The following is an 18,234-nucleotide window of genomic DNA, read 5'->3' on the forward strand; positions in this document are numbered from 1 at the left end:
AAGTATTTGGATTGTCACTGCTTGCTCCAAAGTTAACATATTGAGCAGTCCAAAATGACCGCTATATTAACCAAGGGGGTCAGTTTTTAAATGCCATTAGGGGGTCATTTTTACACTGCCGCTAACACCTCTACTTTCGCAACTTTATAAAAACTGATTCGATCTGTGCGTACCATTTTTTCTGCAGCAGGTGCCGCTAGACTAACTTGGCTCATCGACATCAGGATTACAGCGCCCATACTGATCATCAGCTTAGATTTCATAACATTCTCTCTCCTTACTTAATGATCGTAATTATAAATCAAAAAACCAGTATTAATTTAAAATTCAGATTTAAAATCCGCAGGGATTTTTTTATCTTCACTATCGTTTTTCCAGATCATTTCTAGAAATGAAAAATGAAGCAGGCATAAAAAATCCCTCCGAAGAGGGATTTTCTCATTCAATATATCAGCACTTAAGCAAGCAGCAAACTATTAATGCGCTTGACATATTCAGCAGGATTTTCTGGTAATCCACCTTCTGCAATCACCGCTTGGTCGAAGATCACATTGGCCAGATCATCAAACTGCGCTGAGCCATCCAGTTTTTTCACCAACGGATGTCCCGGGTTAATTTCCAGAATCGGCTTGATATCTGGCACAGGTTGACCCGCATCTTTCAGCATACGAATCAGCTGTGGAGACAATTCACCTTCGCCAGTCACCAGACAAGCCGGAGAATCGACCAGACGCGTCGTCACCCGCACTTCTTTGGTCTTGTCTTTTAATGAATCCGTCAACTTATCCACCACCGGTTTAAACTGGGCTGCGGCTTCTTCAAGGGCTTTCTTCTCTTCTGCATCCTGAAGGTCACCTAAGTCAACCGCACCCTTAGACACGTTTTGCAAAGGCGTACCATCGAACTCATTCACGAAGTTCATCGCCCATTCATCCACGCGTTCGGTCATCAACAGAACTTCAATGCCTTTTTTCTTGAACAGTTCCAGTTGTGGTGAATTTTTCGCAGCATTCAGACTATCTGCAGTCACATAATAAATGGCTTTCTGCCCATCTTTCATACGTGCTTTATAGTCTGCCAATGATGTGCTGACTTCATCATTGGTCGACGTCGCATAACGCAGCAGTTTTAAGATACGTTCACGGTTACTGAAATCTTCGCCCAGACCTTCTTTCAATACTGAAGCAAATTCCTGATAGAAGGTCTTGAAATTTGCCTGATCTTTTTCATCTTCAGATTTAGCCAGATTATCCAAAATGGTCAGGATACGGCGGGTATTGCCTTCACGGATGGTTTTTACATCACGGCTTTCTTGCAGTAATTCACGGCTCACGTTCAATGGCAGATCGGCACTGTCCACCACACCTTGCACAAAGCGCAGGTAGTTTGGAATCAGGTTATCCGCATCATCCATAATGAACACACGTTTCACATACAGTTTGATACCCGCTTTGGATTCACGGGTGAAAATATCATGTGGCGCTTTACTTGGAATATATAATAACTGGGTATATTCAGTGCTGCCTTCAACCCGGTTATGCGCCCAAGCCAATGGCGCTGCGAAATCATGGCTCAAGTTCTTGTAGAACTCGACATACTGCTCTTCAGTGATTTCAGACTTGTTACGAGTCCATAATGCGCTGGCCGAGTTAATGACTTCCCACTCATCAGTTTTGACATACTGGCCGCCTTTAGAGGTTTCGCCTTCAGCCGCTTCTTCTTCCTGCCAGACTTCTTTTTGCATCTGGATTGGCAGGCTGATGTGGTCTGAATATTTATTGATAATCTGCTTCACTTTATAGCTTTGCAGATAATCCAGCGCATCGTCACGCAGATGCAGAATAATATCAGTACCACGTCCTTGTTTCGTGATCTGTTCAACTTCGAACTCACCGGTTCCTCCACTAATCCAGCGTACGCCTTCAGAGACATCTGTGCCGGCACGACGCGATTCTACCGTAATCTTGTCAGCCACAATAAAGCCGGAATAGAAACCGACACCAAACTGGCCAATCAATTGAGCATCGGCTTTTTGATCGCCGGTCAGTTTGGACATAAAGTCTTTGGTGCCTGATTTGGCAATAGTCCCTAAATTATCAATAGCTTCCTGCTCGCTTAAGCCAATCCCGTTGTCTGAAATGGTAATGGTTTTATTGTCTGCATCCAGACTGACACGAACGCGCAGATCAGGATCATTTTCATAAAATTCAGGATGGTTAATCCCTTCAAAACGTAATTTGTCACATGCATCTGAGGCATTCGAGATCAATTCGCGCAGGAAAATTTCAGGGTTTGAATAAAGCGAATGGGTCACGAGATGTAGTAACTGAGCCACTTCAGCCTGGAAACTATGTTTTTGTGCGCTAGACTCGCTCATTAATCACTCCTTTTATTTTAAATACAGGTCAATACTGTTGCCTATATGAATGGAGTGAGTTACTAAATTTTCAATAGCCAGTTGTATATTTTTTCTCAAGATATTTTATAAAGGATCGCTTGATCTGATCTGGCTTGCATTTGTAAAGGCTTAAGTTTAAGCCTTAATAAGGCCCAAGCTTATAAATACGTTGAAATTGCAGGTCTATTTGCTGCTGGCGCATATTATAGACTTGACTCAGACAGGACACAGATTCCTGACAGCGGTCACGAAACTGTAGCCATTTCACCTGATCGCGCTGGATCACCGAGCGGGTTCCCATAGGCACCATACGACGTAAAATATGATAGCTGATACTCATCTTGACATCGGCATCATTGAGCAGGCGATGTTCACAAATCGCTTTCTCTGTCACGGTTTCAGCTTTCTGACAATCAAAACTTGCCGCATAGGTAGACCCTACCAGCAGGCTGAAGAAGATCACAATACCTTGGCTTAAAAACTTCATGCTGATCTTCCTTATTATTCAATTATTAAGTCGTATTCAATTAATATTTACTTTATTCATTTTAATATAGTTGAACATTGCCGATCTGCTCAATTTCAATAAGTTATAAATCGTTGTTATTTTGAAAAAAAAAGCCTCATTCAAGATGAGGCTTTTTTATTAAGCAAGACTAGAATTTAGAACTTGTAGCTATAACCGATCGTGTAAACCCAAGGATCAATATTCAAGTCGAATTTAGTATTATCAGCATCATCTAAAGTCACTTCAGGACTCAAATCTGCATAGCGCACGTCAGCAAATACTCCCCAGTTTTTGGCATCGGCTGGCTGATAATTAAAGCCAACCTGACCTGCCAAACCAAATTCCTCTTTCACATCTTTAGCCAGACCTTCTTCATCCCAAGCAATAAAAGCTGTGCCACCTACACCAATATATGGCGTAAAACGTGTTGCATTTTTAAAGTTATATTTAGCGGTAATTGTGGGTGGAAGATGCTTAATCTTGGCAATTTTCCCTAGACCCTGAGCAGAAATGTCGTGATTAAATGGCGTAGCTAATAAAAGTTCTGCAGAGATATTGTCATTAAAAAAGTATTCAACCGATGGCGTAAAACCATATTCTTGATCCGCTTCTACGACTAAACCTGGTGCAATTTCAGTGTCACTTGATGGTGCTAAAGAACTGGCACCAACTTTCACCTGCCATTGACCTGCCATCGCAGATGCAGAAAGACCCATTAATGCAATTAGAGCAGCTTGCTTTAACATTTTAAAATACCCCACAGGAAGAATAATTATTAAGAAAATAAATCTTAATTAATAATAAACACGAGGGAAAATAATATGCAATAAGGATTATAAAACTAATTTTAAATTATTATTTAAAATATTGATTTAAAAAGTTATTTATTTTAAATTTACTGAATTGGTTGGTTTTAAATACCAAGTATATTAATCAGATAAATATGGCTTTATTCAGAGTAAAATAATCAGGTTTATATTAATTTTTATTTAAACATATATTTTAAATACATCTTATTATTTATTTTAAATCCAGATGAATCTGCTCCAATAGATATCAGAGCAGATTGAAATTGACTTACAGAACCATGGCTGCAATCCAGCCAAAAATCATTAACGGAATATTAAAGTGAATGAAGGTTGGAATCACACTATCCTTCATATGATCATGCTGACCATCCATATTCAGACCAGAAGTTGGGCCTAAAGTTGAATCCGAAGCTGGAGAACCGGCATCACCCAAAGCTGCTGCAGTTCCGATAATCGCAATGGTCGCCGCAGGGCTAAAACCGAACTGGATACACAGCGGTACATAAATAATCGCTAGAATGGGAATGGTTGAGAAAGACGAACCAATGCCTAGGGTAATTAGCAAACCAATCAACAGCATCAGAAATGCGGCCAGTGCCTGACTATCACCAATCCAGTTCACTGATGCTTCAACCAAGGTTGGTACCTGATTAGTCGCTTCAATCACCGCGGCAAAGCCTTGTGCTGCAATCATGATAAAGCCAACCAGCGCCATCATGCGCATACCAGTAATGATCACATCATCGGCTTCTTTCCATTTGAAAATGCCGGCACAACTCAGGATCGCGACACCGACCAGACCGGCCAGAATCATCGAATCTGAATAAAGCTGTACCGCCAATGTGGCAATAACTGCAAGACCTGCCATCCAGATGGTAAATTTGGCAATCTGCGGTTTAACCTGCTCAGCCACACCCAATTCAGCAGAAATACTTTGCTGTTCCTGGACATGAATATCTTGATATTGACGTGGTTTGCGATAGCTAATAAAGATCGCCACCAATAAGCCTACAAACATCCCGAATACTGGAATTGCCATCGCAGATGGAATCTGGTCATAGCTAATTTCAAATCCGTATGGTTTACCAAAGGTATTGATGTTATGACCCAGAATGTCATTCAGGAAGATGGCACCAAAACCGACCGGAATCAGCATATAGGTGCCTACCAGACCAAAGGTCAGCAAACAGGCAATCAAACGACGGTCGAGCTTTAAGTGGTTAAATACAGCCAATAGTGGCGGAATCAGTACCGGAATAAAGGCAATATGCACGGGAATAACGTTCTGCGAGAACACGGCAGCAATGGCGACTGTGAAAAAGATCAGATATTTCACCCGGTTTTGCGCTTTAAAATCGGCCTCACCTTTTAAGGTACTGATCATTTTATAGGCTAGCAAATCCGGTAAACCCGAACGTGCCAGAGCCAAAGCAAATGCACCTAAAATACCATAAGCCAAGGCAATTTTAGCACCACCACCCAAGCCATTGTTAAACGCGTCCAAGGTTCCCTGCAGGCCTAGACCTGCCAATAAACCACCTGTAACAGCACCAATGACCAGGGCAAAAACCACAGGTACACGTGCCAACGAGAGTCCGAACATGACTCCAATAGCAGCAAGAATTGCGAACATAATGAATCGGAATAGAGAGAAAGCGGCTATTTTATCAGAAAATACGGATAAAAATTCCGCCACTTTTTTCTGGTCGGGTCATGTTTCGCGGAGTGGCCTGTCAATGAATGTCAGCAGATTTACGCTGAATAAACTCATCAATCAATTGAGCCACTTGCTCCGGTTGACTCAGGATCGCCCAGTGATTGGCAGCCAGTTCTACTTTCGAGAAATCATCCACCCATTTTGACATTTCATCAACCAGATCTGGCCCGACAAACTGGTCATATTTCAGCACAATCGCCTGTACCGGACAGATGGCGAAACGCTGCCGTGGTTGAGTCAAACGTGGCAAAAAATTGGCCCGATACAGGTTCACACCATATTTTCCATCTTTGACAATATGCGGGTTGAGTGGCAGATCATCCCGTCTTTCTATTTGCTGCACGATCTTGGCCCAACGCTGCGGATTAAAAAAATTCCAGGCCAATGGCGCCACTAAAGGCAACTGAAACATCGCGATATACCAAGACTTACTCATTTGCTTTAAGAATTTTGCTTTGTTTTGCTGGAACTGTTCACGCATCCAGAAAGCGGCATGATCCAGACATGGCCCAGACAAGGTGCTATAAGACAGAATTCGTCCTTTAAAGCGTGGACCGGTGACGGATTCCCAGGACTGAATTGAACCCCAGTCATGCGCGGCCAGATGAAAAGCACGATTCGGCAATATTTCGTTCACCACCTCTTCCAGATCCTGACTTAAACGGGCCAAGCGGTAATCGGAGATTTTTTTGGGAATACTGGACTCACCTGCGCCACGGACATCATAAGTCACAACAAAGTAATCCTGACTCAAATGAGCAATGGCTGGCTCCCAAACTGCCTGATGATCGGGATAGCCGTGAACCAGCACCAATGCCGGTTGTTCGGATTGTCCATAAGTTTTGACACAAAGACGCTGCTGATCCGTGGTATCGACCCATTGCATGTGCATTTCCATCTTTTGATCCTGTTTTTGTTATTGACCACTTAGTTTATAAATCGGCATGATTGATCAATGCCAGCGCATTTTTGTTGCTCTAGTATGCATAATCACAGCCGCAAAAAGAATGTCAGTATGAGCCTATTCCAGAAAATTCAAAAACTGCCTCTGGTTTCAAAATTTATTCTGAACCGCTATGCCCCTTATCGTGGTGCAGGCATTGAAATTGATAAGATTGATTTTAATAATTATCACGTTCGGGTCAAAATGCCGCTGACCCGTAAGAACCAGAATATTGTCGGTGTGCATTTTGGTGGCAGCCTGTATTCAATGGTCGATCCCTTTTATATGTTATTGCTGATGCATCATTTGGGGCCGAAATACCTGGTCTGGGATAAAGGCGCCAGCATTCAGTTTTTGGCACCGGGTCGCGGTACAGTGGTAGCAGACATTCGGATTTCTGCTGAAGAAATTGCCACGATTATCAATCTGGCGACTGACAACGCGCCAGTGTATCGGCATTATCAGCTGAATATTTATGATGAAGCCGGGTTCAGAATTGCCGAAGTAGAAAAAACGGTATATATCCGGCGGAAACAGAGCAAAGGGAAAATTAACGCTCCTAAATAAGATAAAAGCGCCACATTGGCGCTTTTAAATCTAGCTAAATCTGAAATGACTTTCGACTTAACGACGACGGTTATCCTGTTCAATCGCAGCACCGGCACCACCACCGATTGCACCACCAATTGCAGCACCCGCGTTACCACCGAAGATGCTTTTACCGACTGCTGAACCAACAGCACCACCTACACCACTATAGGTCGCATTACGATTTGAACCGCCTTGGGATTTACTACCCGCTGCCGCACCGGCACCACCACCAACAGCTGCACCAACGCCACCGCCGACTTTATTACCAACACCACCACCGACTGCACCACCAAGGGCCGCAGCACCGATCCGTTGCTCATTGGCAGACATACTTTCACAACCCGCCAACATAAAGGTGGAAAGAGTGGCAACTGCCATAACACCCATTAATTTTTTCATGACCTTGGCCTTCCTGTCTTGCTTTAATTAAGCTTATCTTCATTTTATGAAACTAAAATCTGTAGCGTGTTACTTCTCTCGGTATTCCTGCTGAGTTTTGTAAATATCAATGGATTATTCTTCTGTTCAAGATGTCTTATTTATAAATTTCAGACAAAAAAAGACGCCCGAAGGCGTCTCTTTTCTCAGCTTTAACTCGAATTAGAATTCTTCGTTAAATGCCTGACTTAGAGCTTGGTCTACATCAGAGAAGTCATTGTGCAGTTCAAATTCTGCAGCTTCTGCTTCTTGACGACGACGCTCCAGGTGGTAAGCCAAACCTGTACCCGCTGGGATCAGACGACCTACAACCACATTCTCTTTCAAACCGCGTAAATCATCTTCTTTACCTGTTACAGCCGCTTCAGTTAACACACGCGTGGTTTCCTGGAACGATGCAGCAGAGATGAACGAGTCAGTAGAAAGCGATGCTTTGGTAATACCCATCAATTGACGTTCAAACTTCGCAGGGAACTTGTTTTGTGCAAGAACTGCTTGGTTTTCTTGAACAACGCGGATGTAATCCACTTGTTCGCCTTTGATGAAGCTGGTATCGCCGCCATCAGTGATATCAACTTTACGCAGCATTTGACGTACGATGACTTCAATATGCTTGTCGTTGATTTTTACACCTTGCAGACGGTATACGTCCTGAACTTCGTTCACGATGTAGTTTGTAAGCGCAACTTCGCCTTTCAAACGTAAGATATCGTGCGGGTTCTGTGGACCATCAGAAATAGTTTCACCACGGTTCACATGTTCGCCTTCGAACACGTTAATGGTACGCCATTTCGGAATCAGCTCTTCATAAATCTCAGAGCCATCATCCGGCGTAATCACCAGACGGTTCTTACCTTTGGTCTCTTTACCAAAGCTTACAACACCCGACACTTCTGCAAGGATTGCATGCTCTTTCGGCTTACGTGCTTCGAACAAGTCAGCTACACGCGGCAGACCACCGGTAATATCACGGGTACGTGAAGTTTCTTGTGGTACACGACCGATGACATCACCGACACCAATCGTTTCGCCATCGCGAACAGAAAGAATCGTGTTCTGTGGCAGGAAGTAGAACTGTTCACCACCATCAACGGTATCCAACACAACAGCAGGACGCAAATCTTTACCTGACGCAGGACGTGAAGTCACTGGCAAGATTTCGATGGTTGACATACCTGTTGCATCATCAGTTTTAGAAGTAACCGTCACGCCATCAGCAATCTGGCTGAAACGTACTTTACCAGCAACTTCTGTTACCAATGGATGTGTATGCGGATCCCAAGTCGCCACAATACCGCCTGCTTCTACAGCTTCGCCATCTTTCAGCAAGATAGACGCACCGTAAGGCAGTTTATAGCGCTCGCGCTCACGACCTAAATCATCCGCAATACCGATTTCACCTGAACGTGAAGTCGACACCAAATGACCTTTGGCATGTTGTACTGTTTTCACGTTGTGGAAACGTACTGTACCTTGGTTACGAACTTGTACACTGTTTGCAGCAGAAGTTCGGCTCGCAGCACCACCGACGTGGAAGGTACGCATCGTTAACTGTGTACCTGGCTCACCAATCGATTGAGCTGCCATTACACCAACAGACTCACCCGGGTTCACCTGGTGACCGCGTGCTAGGTCACGACCGTAACATTTCGCACATACACCGAAGGTAGACGCACAGTTCACGACTGAACGTACTTTAATTTCGTCGACACCTTGGCTTTCGATAAACGTTGCCAGTTTCTCGTCAATTAACGTATTACGTGGAAGCAGAACTTCGTCTGTACCTACACGTTTCACATCTTCAGCAACCACACGACCCAATACTCGTGCACCCAGGTTTTCGATGACATCGCCACCTTGAATGAACGGAGTCATTACCAGACCGTCATAAGTACCACAATCTGGCTCGGTAATAACCAAGTCCTGCGCAACGTCTACCAAACGACGAGTCAAGTAACCCGAGTTCGCAGTTTTCAGTGCTGTATCGGCCAAACCTTTACGCGCACCGTGTGTCGAGATGAAGTACTGAAGTACGGTCAAACCTTCACGGAAGTTCGCTTTAATTGGGGTTTCAATGATCGAGCCATCCGGCTTCGCCATCAAACCACGCATACCCGCCAACTGACGAATCTGAGCTGCCGAACCACGGGCACCCGAGTCAGACATCATGTAGATCGAGTTGAATGATTTTTGCTTCTCGTCTTCACCCTGTTTGTTCTTCACAGTAGTGAAAGACAAGTTGTCCATCATCGCTTTAGCAACCTGGTCATTGGTACGTGCCCAAATATCGACCACTTTGTTATAACGTTCGCCGGCAGTTACGAAACCTTGTTCGAACTGTTGTTCGATTTCACGAACTTCAGCTTCCGCTTTACCAATAATTGCTTGTTTTTGCGGTGGAATAACCATGTCTTCCATACCGACAGATACACCTGAACGCGTCGCCTGACGGAAGCCCAAGTACATCAATTGGTCAGCGAAGATAACAGTATCTTTCAGACCCAATTTACGGTAGCAAGAGTTAATTAACTTCGAGATGTTTTTCTTGGTCATCTCAACGTTAATTTGCTGGAAATCCATCCCTTCAGGTACAACTTCCCAAAGCAGGCAGCGACCAGGCGTCGTATCTACAATAATGGTTTGCTGTTCACGGTTACCGTCTTCGTCGATGACAGTCTGGTGTACACGTGCTTTAACGCGAGCGTGTAGATCAACCTGACCTGTTGCCAGTGCACGGTTTACTTCGTGAGTATCCGCGAACACCATGCCTTCACCTTTGGCATTGATTGCATCACGCGTGATGTAATACAAGCCCAAGACAACGTCCTGAGACGGTACGATGATTGGCTCACCATTCGCTGGAGACAAGATGTTATTCGTCGACATCATTAACGCACGAGCTTCAAGCTGAGCTTCAAGTGTTAATGGTACGTGTACCGCCATTTGGTCACCATCGAAGTCGGCGTTAAACGCAGCACATACGAGTGGGTGTAGACGGATCGCTTTACCTTCGATCAGGATCGGTTCAAATGCTTGAAGACCCAGACGGTGAAGTGTTGGCGCACGGTTCAACATTACTGGATGTTGACGAATCACGTGAGCAAGAACGTCCCAAACTTCTGGGGTTTCACGCTCAACCATTTTCTTCGCAGCTTTAATGGTAGTTGCTTGACCAGAAGCTTGTAGTTTCGCGAAAATGAATGGCTTGAACAGTTCAAGTGCCATTTTCTTCGGAAGACCACATTGATGCAAACGCAGGTTTGGACCAACAGTAATTACCGAACGACCAGAGTAGTCAACACGCTTACCAAGTAAGTTTTGACGGAAACGACCTTGCTTACCTTTGATCATGTCTGCCAAAGATTTAAGCGGACGCTTGTTCGAACCGGTAATTGCACGACCACGACGACCGTTATCCAGCAATGCATCTACAGACTCTTGTAACATACGTTTTTCGTTACGTACGATGATGTCTGGCGCTGCAAGGTCAAGAAGACGCTTCAAACGGTTGTTACGGTTGATCACACGACGATAAAGATCGTTCAGGTCAGAAGTCGCGAAACGACCACCTTCAAGTGGTACAAGCGGACGTAGATCTGGTGGAAGAACTGGAAGTACAGTTAACACCATCCATTCTGGCTTGTTGTTCGAATCGTTGAATGCTTCCATCAACTTCAAACGCTTAGACGCTTTTTTCAGCTTGGTTTCTGAAGTTGTAACAGGAATTTCTTCACGAAGACGCGCAATTTCAGCTTCAAGATCGATGTCTTTCAACAAGTCTTGAACCGCTTCAGCACCCATTTTCGCTGTGAATTCATCACCGTGTTCTTCTAATGCATTGAAGTATTCTTCATCGTTTAGAAGCTGGTATTTCTCAAATGGAGTCATACCCGGATCGGTCACTACATAAGATTCGAAATACAATACACGTTCAATATCACGTAGCGTCATGTCTAATAATAGACCGATACGGCTAGGCAATGATTTCAAGAACCAGATGTGTGCAACTGGAGATGCCAGCTCGATGTGACCCATACGTTCACGACGAACTTTCGCAGTTGTTACTTCAACGCCACATTTTTCACAAATGACGCCTTTGTATTTCATACGCTTGTATTTACCACACAAGCATTCGTAATCTTTCACTGGACCAAAGATTTTGGCACAGAACAAACCATCACGTTCAGGCTTGAACGTACGATAGTTAATGGTTTCTGGCTTTTTAACTTCACCGTGAGACCATGACTTAATCATTTCTGGTGACGCAAGACCAATACGGATGCGGTCAAACTCTACTGGAGCATGACCGTCTGAATCCGTCTTTTTGCGCATGATATCGAGCAAGTCTTTCAATTTTTTTCTCCGTGTGTTGTGGAGATTTTCACTCAACAACTGGGTCACAAATATTGTTTTTTAACTGAATTGGGAATCCCAAGAATCCCCCTCAATCCCCCTTTGTTAAGGGGGGAAGCCCCTCTTTATCAAAGAGGGGTTTGGGGAGATTTAATGGAGATTCTTAGTCACCATTTTTCAGTTCAATGTTGATACCTAAAGAACGGATCTCTTTGGTCAATACGTTGAACGATTCAGGCATGCCCGGGTCCATATAATGGTTGCCATCTACAATGTTCTTGTAGATACGGGTACGGCCTTCAACGTCATCCGATTTCACAGTCAGCATTTCTTGTAGCGTATATGCTGCACCGTAAGCTTCTAGTGCCCAGACTTCCATCTCACCGAAACGCTGACCACCGAATTGTGCTTTACCACCAAGCGGCTGTTGCGTAACTAGAGAGTAAGAACCAGTTGAACGCGCATGCATCTTGTCATCCACCAAGTGGTTCAGTTTCAGCATGTACATGTAACCAACAGTTACCGGACGGTCGAAACGCTCACCAGTACGACCATCATATAATACGGTCTGACCAGTACTAGACAGGCCTGCAAGTTGTAACAACTCTTTGATCTGACCTTCTTCAGCACCATCGAATACAGGAGTAGCCAAAGGTACACCAGCACGCAAGTTGCCAGAAAGTTTCAAGATTTCTTCATCAGTCAAGCTATCAAGATCTTCTTGCTCGCCACCAACTTTGTTGTAAATCTTGTCCAGGAAATCACGAAGCTCAAGTACAGTACGTTGCTCTTTCATCATCTTGTCGATTTGATCGCCAAGACCTTTCGCCGCCATACCCAAGTGAGTTTCAAGAATCTGACCCACGTTCATACGCGATGGTACGCCCAGCGGGTTCAATACGATATCAACAGGTACACCGTTGGCATCATGTGGCATGTCTTCTACTGGCAAGATGTTTGATACAACACCTTTGTTACCGTGACGACCCGCCATCTTATCACCAGGCTGGATGCGACGTTTCACAGCAAGATAAACTTTAACTACTTTCAATACGCCAGTCGTCAGTTCATCGCCTGTAGAAAGTTTGCGTTTTTTCTCAGCAAATTTCTCATCAATTTCGAAGCTCTTCTCTTTCAAGAACACTTGAATTTGAGTTAAACGTTCAGCAATTGCTTCGTCAACTGGTTGAATTTCAAGAAGATCAACAAGCTCTAAACCAGACAACACGTCTTCAGACAGTTTGTCGCCACGTTTAGTTGTACCGCCACCATTCGACTCTTGGCCATTCAGTAGGCGGATTACACGTTCACGTGCAGCTTCTTCGAAGATTTTGAATTCTTCTTTCAAGTCTTTACGGTATGCATCCAATTGCGCTTTTTCAATTGCTTGAGCACGTTCGTCTTTTTCAAGACCGTCACGTGTAAACACTTGAACGTCAATCACAGTACCTTTAGTACCTGATGGAACACGTAAAGATGAGTCTTTTACGTCAGCCGCTTTTTCACCGAAGATTGCACGTAGCAATTTTTCTTCCGGAGTAAGCTGTGTTTCACCTTTAGGGGTTACTTTACCAACAAGGATATCGCCAGCAGTTACTTCAGCACCGATGTAAACGATACCTGACTCGTCCAGTTTAGACAGAGCAGCTTCACCTACGTTCGGAATATCAGCAGTGATTTCTTCCGCACCCAGTTTGGTATCACGTGCAACACATGACAATTCCTGGATATGAATAGACGTTAAACGGTCTTCTTGAAGTACACGTTCAGAAAGTAAGATCGAGTCTTCGTAGTTGTAACCATTCCAGGTCATAAACGCAACGCGCATGTTTTGACCCAATGCCAGCTCACCGCCATCTGTTGATGGACCATCAGCCAGTACATCACCACGACCTACTTTATCGCCCAGGTTCACAAGAACTTTCTGGTTGATACAAGTGTTCTGGTTCGAACGGGTGTATTTGATCAGGTTGTAGATATCTACACCTGCTTCACCTGCGATCATTTCGTCTTCATTCACACGAATAACCACACGAGACGCATCAACAAACTCGATACGACCACCACGCTGAGCGATCACACATACACCTGAGTCATGTGCTACGTTCGCTTCCATACCGGTACCAACAAGCGGCTTGTCAGCGATCAACGTCGGAACTGCCTGACGTTGCATGTTCGAACCCATTAATGCACGGTTGGCATCATCGTGTTCTAGGAATGGAATCAGTGACGCTGCTACAGATACGACCTGCTGAGCAGATACATCCATATGCGTTACTTTTTCAGGAGGAATACGTACGAAGTCACCTTGATGACGAACAGATACAAACTCTTCTGTTAAGTTACCGTCTTTATCCATTGCAGAATCGGCCTGTGCAATGACAGTGCCTACTTCTTCAATCGCAGACAGGTATTCAACTTCATCTGTTACACGACCATCAACAACCTTACGGTATGGGGTTTCCAGGAAACCGAAGTTATTACATTTCGCATAAACAGAAAGCGAGTTGATCAAACCAATGTTTGGACCTTCCGGTGTTTCAATTGGACATACACGACCGTAGTGAGTTTGATGTACGTCACGTACTTCAAAGCCTGCACGTTCACGCGTCAAACCGCCGGGACCAAGCGCAGAAACACGACGTTTGTGCGTAATCTCAGATAACGGGTTGTTTTGGTCCATAAACTGAGACAACTGGCTTGAACCAAAGAATTCTTTGATTGCAGCAGCTACTGGCTTCGCATTGATCAAATCTTGCGGAGACAGGTTGTCAGTTTCAGCTTGGCTTAAACGTTCTTTAACAGCACGTTCAACACGTACAAGACCTACACGGAATTGGTTTTCTGTCATTTCACCAACAGAACGAACACGACGGTTACCCAAGTGATCGATATCGTCGACTTCACCTTTACCGTTACGGATTTCAACTAATGTTTTTAATACATCAGTGATATCTTCGTTCGAGAGAATGCCTTCAACTTCACGTGACTTCTGGTCTGTACCGACTTCGTAAGGACGACCCAAACGACGGTTGAACTTCATACGACCGACTGGAGACAAGTCATAGCGTTCAGAAGAGAAGAACAAGTTGTTGAATAAGTTTTCAGCAGCTTCTTTTGTTGGTGGTTCGCCCGGACGCATCACTTTGTAGATTTCTACCAATGCTTCTTCACGATTGCTCGTCGTATCTGCACGTAGAGAATCTGCAACGAATGAACCGCGGTCGATATCATTGGTGAACAGAATATTGAACTGCTTCACGCCGCCTTCTGCAATTTTCACCATGATTTCATGGCTTAATACAGTATTGGCTGCAATCACATCACCATCTTTTAATGGGATGTCTTCAGCAGTGATACGCTCATACAGGTACTCATCAGGCACTGCAAGTTTTTCAAGACCTGAAGCTTCCATTTGACGTACATGACGCGCATTGATACGTTTACCTTGCTCAACAATTGCCTTGCCATCCTTGTCCAGGATGTCAAATTGTGCCATTTCGCCACGCAGACGTTCAGGCACCAGGTCAATCTGGTAGCTACCCATGTCAAGATACACAGGTACTTTCTCGTAGAACATGTCGAGAATGTTTTCGTTGCTATAACCCAAGGCACGAAGCACCACAGTCGCAAGCAATTTACGACGACGGTCAATACGTACATAGACGAGGTCTTTGGCATCGAATTCAAAGTCTAACCATGAACCACGGTAAGGAATGATACGCGCTGAATAAAGGACTTTACCACTTGAGTGAGTCTTGCCTTTATCGTGGTCAAAGAATACGCCTGGTGAACGGTGTAATTGTGACACGATCACACGCTCGGTACCGTTAATTACAAAGGTACCGTTATCCGTCATCAATGGCATTTCGCCCATATAGACTTCTTGTTCACGTACGTCTTTAATTGACTTCGTTTCACGATCTTTCAGGATCAAACGAATTTTTACACGCATTGGTGCTGCATAAGTTGAGCCACGAAGGATACATTCGCGTACATCAAACTCAGGCTTACCAAGACTATACTCAACAAATTCTAAAGCAGCATTGCCAGAATAACTTTCAATAGGAAAAACTGAACGAAATGCGGCTTGGAGACCGATATCTTCGCGGTTTTTTGGTGATTTGCCATCTTGTAAGAATGTTCTGTACGAGTCGACTTGAATCGCGAGCAAGTACGGAGCATCCATGACGCTAGGCAATTTACCAAAATTCTTACGGATCCGTTTCTTTTCGGTATATGAGTATGCCATCTGGAGTCCTCGGAAAGTGTAAACCAAGCCCGCCTGCAGAACGGGCTCAGAAGGAATTACGCTGGCCGATATGGCCACCACTCTTTACAAATGCTGCAATTTTTAGTGGTATTAAAACGCTTATCAATATTTTTTAATGAAAAATATTGGTAAACGTTTGTTCATTATGTTTATTTTCAATTTGTATGATTTTTATATCATGCAAACAAAAATCGAGCCGATTATTGTAACGCAAAAAGGCTGATGACCCAAGAGCCATCAGCCAATTTTTGGAGCCGATTATAAAAAACCGGCTCCCTTAAGAAATTACTTAAGAGTAACTGTAGCACCAGCTTCTTCAAGTTTCTTCTTAAGCTCTTCGCCTTCTTCTTTCGAAACGCCTTCTTTAAGAACTGCAGGAGCGCCTTCAACCATGTCTTTAGCTTCTTTCAAGCCAAGGCCAGTCGCTTCACGAACTGCTTTAATTACAGCAACTTTGTTCGCGCCGAAAGAAGTCAATTCAACATTGAATTCAGTTTGTTCTTCAGCAGCAGCAGCAGCTGGACCAGCAGCAACAGCTACAGCAGCAGCAGATACATTGAATTTCTCTTCGAAAGCAGAGATAAGTTCAACAAGTTCAAGAACAGTTTTTTCAGCAACTGCGTTTAGGATTTCTTCGTTTGTTAAAGCCATGAGATTAACTCCAAATGGGTATTGAATGATGTGTGTTTAAGTTTGAGCTTAAGCAGCTTCTGACTCGTTTTTCTCTTGAAGCGCTGTAAGTAAGCGGCCCAATTTCGAAATAGGAGCTTGAAGAACGTTTGCAAGCATAGTAAGCGCTTTCTCTTGGTTCGGAAGATTCGCGATTACGCTAACTTCTGCACCTTGATAAAGTTTGCCATCAAATGCAGCAGCTTTAAGTTCAAATGCTTTATTAGTTTTAGCGAATTCTTCGAACAAACGTGCAGCAGCACCCATGTCGTCTTCAGAATTCGAGAAAGCTAAGATTGTTGGGCCAACAAGGTTGTCGTTCAAGATATTGAATTGAGTATCTTGAAGAGCACGTTTAGCCAAAGTGTTACGAACGATACGTGTAGTAACACCAAGTTTACGCGCTTCAACACGTAGAGTAGTTAACTGCTCTACAGTCAAACCTTGGTAGTCAGCAACAACAGCAGCAAATGCAGTAGAAGCAACTTCAGCTACTTCAGCTACGATCTGTTTTTTGCCTTCGATAAGAAGAGCCATTGTAAAACCTCCTAACGGTGATTTATGTACTTACGCGAAGTACACTCCCAATTCGCAAGACCATCACTGGACTCACACGCGGAGGATGAACAAATCACACCACCGCGTCTACGCAGGCTGGGCTATTAAGAGAGAAGCATAAAACTCCCCTCGCCCGCGGTCTTTGACGCTGATAAATTTTCATTTATCAATTCAAAGTTTGCCTAAGTTTGCAAAATACGACGGAGCGTTTCTTGCGTAAGTTTTAAAGCAGCGCTTTAAAACTTACTCAGGGCTTTAAAATTCTGTAATAAGTCGAGACTTATTTAGAAACGTTTGCTACATCAACGATCAAACCAGGACCCATAGTTGAGCTCAAAGTGATCTTTTGAATGTATACGCCTTTAGACGTAGCAGGTTTCAAACGTTTCAAGTCAGCAACAAGTGCTTCAACGTTTTGACGAACAGCAGCAGCTTCAAAACCTACTTGACCGATCGCAGCATGGATAATACCAGCTTTGTCTACGCGGTAACGTGCTTGACCAGCTTTTGCATTTTTAACTGCAGTAGCAACGTCAGGAGTTACAGTACCCACTTTAGGGTTTGGCATTAAGCCACGTGGACCAAGGATCGTACCAAGTTTACCTACAACGCGCATTGCATCTGGAGCAGCAATTACTACATCAAAGTCAAGGTTACCCGCTTGGATGCTTTCAGCAAGATCATCGAAACCAACAACGTCTGCACCTTCAGCTTTAGCAGCTTCAGCAGCAGCGCCTTGAGCGAATACAGCTACACGTACAGTTTTACCAGTACCTGCAGGAAGTGTAGTCGCGCCACGAACAACTTGGTCAGATTTACGAGGATCAACACCTAGGTTTACCGCGATATCTAGAGATTCTTTGAATTTAGGAGCTGGAAGGCTCTCTAAAACTGCAACAGCTTCTTCTAGCGTGTAAACTTTGTGCGCTTCTACAGCAGCTACGATCGCTTTTTGACGTTTAGTTAATTTAGCCATG

13 protein-coding genes are annotated in these 18,234 nt (G+C 44.1%); 1 reads left to right on the plus strand and 12 read right to left on the minus strand.

Annotated elements, in window-relative coordinates; translation table 11 throughout:
* Positions 1-110: 110 nt before the first annotated feature.
* The 6 genes from AC1P5O_RS10725 to AC1P5O_RS10750 form a co-directional block, all read right to left on the minus strand.
* Positions 111-263 (minus strand): hypothetical protein, encoded by a 153-nt coding sequence (locus AC1P5O_RS10725; RefSeq protein WP_348941978.1) that lies wholly within the window; start codon positions 261-263, stop codon positions 111-113.
* 194 nt (positions 264-457) lie between these two features.
* The gene (htpG, locus tag AC1P5O_RS10730; protein ID WP_005102849.1) at positions 458-2,377 is read right to left on the minus strand and encodes a molecular chaperone HtpG; all 1,920 of its coding nucleotides are present in this window, start codon (positions 2,375-2,377) and stop codon (positions 458-460) included.
* A 163-nt stretch (positions 2,378-2,540) separates the two neighbouring features.
* Positions 2,541-2,885 carry a lysozyme inhibitor LprI family protein gene (locus AC1P5O_RS10735; RefSeq protein ID WP_499006014.1) on the minus strand — a complete coding sequence of 115 codons (345 nt, stop codon included), beginning with the start codon at positions 2,883-2,885 and terminating at the stop codon, positions 2,541-2,543.
* Between the two features lie 176 nt (positions 2,886-3,061).
* Positions 3,062-3,652 carry an OmpW/AlkL family protein gene (locus AC1P5O_RS10740; RefSeq protein WP_005108067.1) on the minus strand — a complete coding sequence of 197 codons (591 nt, stop codon included), beginning with the start codon at positions 3,650-3,652 and terminating at the stop codon, positions 3,062-3,064.
* A 331-nt stretch (positions 3,653-3,983) separates the two neighbouring features.
* Positions 3,984-5,348, minus strand: a complete 1,365-nt coding sequence (locus AC1P5O_RS10745; RefSeq protein ID WP_004278603.1) for a Na+/H+ antiporter family protein — start codon at positions 5,346-5,348, stop codon at positions 3,984-3,986.
* 100 nt (positions 5,349-5,448) lie between these two features.
* Positions 5,449-6,330 (minus strand): alpha/beta fold hydrolase, encoded by an 882-nt coding sequence (locus AC1P5O_RS10750; protein WP_005250467.1) that lies wholly within the window; start codon positions 6,328-6,330, stop codon positions 5,449-5,451.
* A gap of 84 nt (positions 6,331-6,414) precedes the next feature.
* Between AC1P5O_RS10750 and AC1P5O_RS10755 the strand changes: the two genes are divergently transcribed.
* A complete protein-coding gene (locus tag AC1P5O_RS10755) occupies positions 6,415-6,942 on the plus strand; it encodes a DUF4442 domain-containing protein (RefSeq protein WP_318270542.1) in 528 nt (175 codons plus the stop codon).
* A gap of 57 nt (positions 6,943-6,999) precedes the next feature.
* Here AC1P5O_RS10755 and AC1P5O_RS10760 read toward each other — a convergent pair whose 3' ends face one another.
* The 6 genes from AC1P5O_RS10760 to rplA form a co-directional block, all read right to left on the minus strand.
* Entirely contained in the window at positions 7,000-7,365 is a 366-nt protein-coding gene (locus AC1P5O_RS10760) for a glycine zipper domain-containing protein (protein WP_005102830.1), read from the minus strand.
* A 201-nt stretch (positions 7,366-7,566) separates the two neighbouring features.
* Positions 7,567-11,736 carry a DNA-directed RNA polymerase subunit beta' gene (rpoC, locus tag AC1P5O_RS10765; protein WP_016806867.1) on the minus strand — a complete coding sequence of 1,390 codons (4,170 nt, stop codon included), beginning with the start codon at positions 11,734-11,736 and terminating at the stop codon, positions 7,567-7,569.
* Between the two features lie 184 nt (positions 11,737-11,920).
* A complete protein-coding gene (rpoB, locus tag AC1P5O_RS10770; RefSeq protein WP_005102827.1) occupies positions 11,921-16,009 on the minus strand; it encodes a DNA-directed RNA polymerase subunit beta in 4,089 nt (1,362 codons plus the stop codon).
* A 306-nt stretch (positions 16,010-16,315) separates the two neighbouring features.
* Complete coding sequence (rplL, locus tag AC1P5O_RS10775) at positions 16,316-16,681, minus strand: 50S ribosomal protein L7/L12 (protein ID WP_004278611.1); 366 nt, start codon at positions 16,679-16,681, stop codon at positions 16,316-16,318.
* Positions 16,682-16,729: 48 nt separating this feature from the next.
* Entirely contained in the window at positions 16,730-17,236 is a 507-nt protein-coding gene (rplJ, locus tag AC1P5O_RS10780; RefSeq protein WP_004278612.1) for a 50S ribosomal protein L10, read from the minus strand.
* 301 nt (positions 17,237-17,537) lie between these two features.
* Positions 17,538-18,233, minus strand: a complete 696-nt coding sequence (gene rplA / locus AC1P5O_RS10785) for a 50S ribosomal protein L1 (RefSeq protein WP_004278613.1) — start codon at positions 18,231-18,233, stop codon at positions 17,538-17,540.
* Position 18,234: the final 1 nt, after the last annotated feature.

Source organism: Prolinoborus fasciculus, from assembly GCF_056724605.1.

What these genes read in the sequence shown, in the direction of transcription:
- rpoC (WP_016806867.1), bottom strand. Translation starts at nt 11,736, where the DNA reads ATGCGCAAAAAGACGGATTCAGACGGTCATGCTCCAGTAGAGTTTGAC.
- rplA (WP_004278613.1), bottom strand. Translation starts at nt 18,233, where the DNA reads ATGGCTAAATTAACTAAACGTCAAAAAGCGATCGTAGCTGCTGTAGAA.
- rplJ (WP_004278612.1), bottom strand. Translation starts at nt 17,236, where the DNA reads ATGGCTCTTCTTATCGAAGGCAAAAAACAGATCGTAGCTGAAGTAGCT.
- AC1P5O_RS10755 (WP_318270542.1), top strand. Translation starts at nt 6,415, where the DNA reads ATGCATAATCACAGCCGCAAAAAGAATGTCAGTATGAGCCTATTCCAG.
- AC1P5O_RS10760 (WP_005102830.1), bottom strand. Translation starts at nt 7,365, where the DNA reads ATGAAAAAATTAATGGGTGTTATGGCAGTTGCCACTCTTTCCACCTTT.
- AC1P5O_RS10735 (WP_499006014.1), bottom strand. Translation starts at nt 2,885, where the DNA reads ATGAAGTTTTTAAGCCAAGGTATTGTGATCTTCTTCAGCCTGCTGGTA.
- htpG (WP_005102849.1), bottom strand. Translation starts at nt 2,377, where the DNA reads ATGAGCGAGTCTAGCGCACAAAAACATAGTTTCCAGGCTGAAGTGGCT.
- rplL (WP_004278611.1), bottom strand. Translation starts at nt 16,681, where the DNA reads ATGGCTTTAACAAACGAAGAAATCCTAAACGCAGTTGCTGAAAAAACT.
- AC1P5O_RS10725 (WP_348941978.1), bottom strand. Translation starts at nt 263, where the DNA reads ATGAAATCTAAGCTGATGATCAGTATGGGCGCTGTAATCCTGATGTCG.
- AC1P5O_RS10745 (WP_004278603.1), bottom strand. Translation starts at nt 5,348, where the DNA reads ATGTTCGCAATTCTTGCTGCTATTGGAGTCATGTTCGGACTCTCGTTG.
- AC1P5O_RS10740 (WP_005108067.1), bottom strand. Translation starts at nt 3,652, where the DNA reads ATGTTAAAGCAAGCTGCTCTAATTGCATTAATGGGTCTTTCTGCATCT.
- rpoB (WP_005102827.1), bottom strand. Translation starts at nt 16,009, where the DNA reads ATGGCATACTCATATACCGAAAAGAAACGGATCCGTAAGAATTTTGGT.
- AC1P5O_RS10750 (WP_005250467.1), bottom strand. Translation starts at nt 6,330, where the DNA reads ATGGAAATGCACATGCAATGGGTCGATACCACGGATCAGCAGCGTCTT.